Below are 769 nucleotides of genomic sequence, written 5' to 3'. Positions count from 1 at the left end.
GCGAATACGCTCCTGCCTATCCTTATCCGGCGGCCCATCATCAGGAAACTCAGGATGCAACGCGTCATACCCGCTCAACAGCAAACTCACATGCTGCGCGCACATAGACTCAGGCTTATACTTCGCCCCCCACAAAGCCTGCCGCGCTAACGCCGCACTCAAGCCCATCCGTTGCAACGCATATTGCTGCTGCGCCGCAACCATCTTCAACCCCTCCTCTATAGGCGGTATCCCATCAGCACAAACACCCAAACCAGACACAAAAACAAACGCCACAAAACTCAAAATACCCGCAACAAATCCCCGCATCACAACCCCCAACCGTAACATGTCTTCACCCCCCTACAACGAAATTATGCTACAACATCAAAAAGGCATGAAGAAACGGGCCCACACTCGACATGACCGATGCGCTAATTCCACACCTTACGGGGCAGCACATATATAATGTATTTAAGGCTGACTTTTTGAGAATTCTTTTAGTATAGATTTTGCTTGAGCAAACCCTTGCTCCGCTGCTTTTTGGAACCATTCAATAGCTTTCGTATAATCCCTTGGAACTCCTCGGCCAATAGCATAGAAAAGTCCTAACCTATACTGAGCTGAGGCAGACCCTTGGTCAGCAGCTTTTTGATACCACTCCGCTGCTTTCTTATAATCCTGCGGAACTCCTTCGCCGTTATCATAAAAAAATCCTAACTTATACTGAGCGTCAGCCACCCCTTGCTCTGCTGCTTTCTGGTACCATTCAATGGCTTTCTTATAATCC

2 protein-coding genes are annotated in these 769 nt (G+C 48.4%); both read right to left on the bottom strand.

The annotated features are described in order from the left end of the window. Positions 1 to 309, bottom strand: a 309-nt coding sequence (locus NQF89_RS08810) for a hypothetical protein (RefSeq protein WP_266137999.1), incomplete at its 3' end; no start/stop codon positions are given. Between the two features lie 144 nt (positions 310 to 453). Next, positions 454 to 769 (bottom strand): tetratricopeptide repeat protein (locus NQF89_RS08805; RefSeq protein WP_323670737.1); only part of this gene is annotated, 316 nt, incomplete at its 5' end.

This window comes from Bombella pollinis, assembly GCF_026385485.1.
Classification (GTDB): Bacteria; Pseudomonadota; Alphaproteobacteria; order Acetobacterales; family Acetobacteraceae; genus Bombella; species Bombella pollinis.
This window is presented reverse-complemented; position numbering and strand designations above follow the sequence as displayed.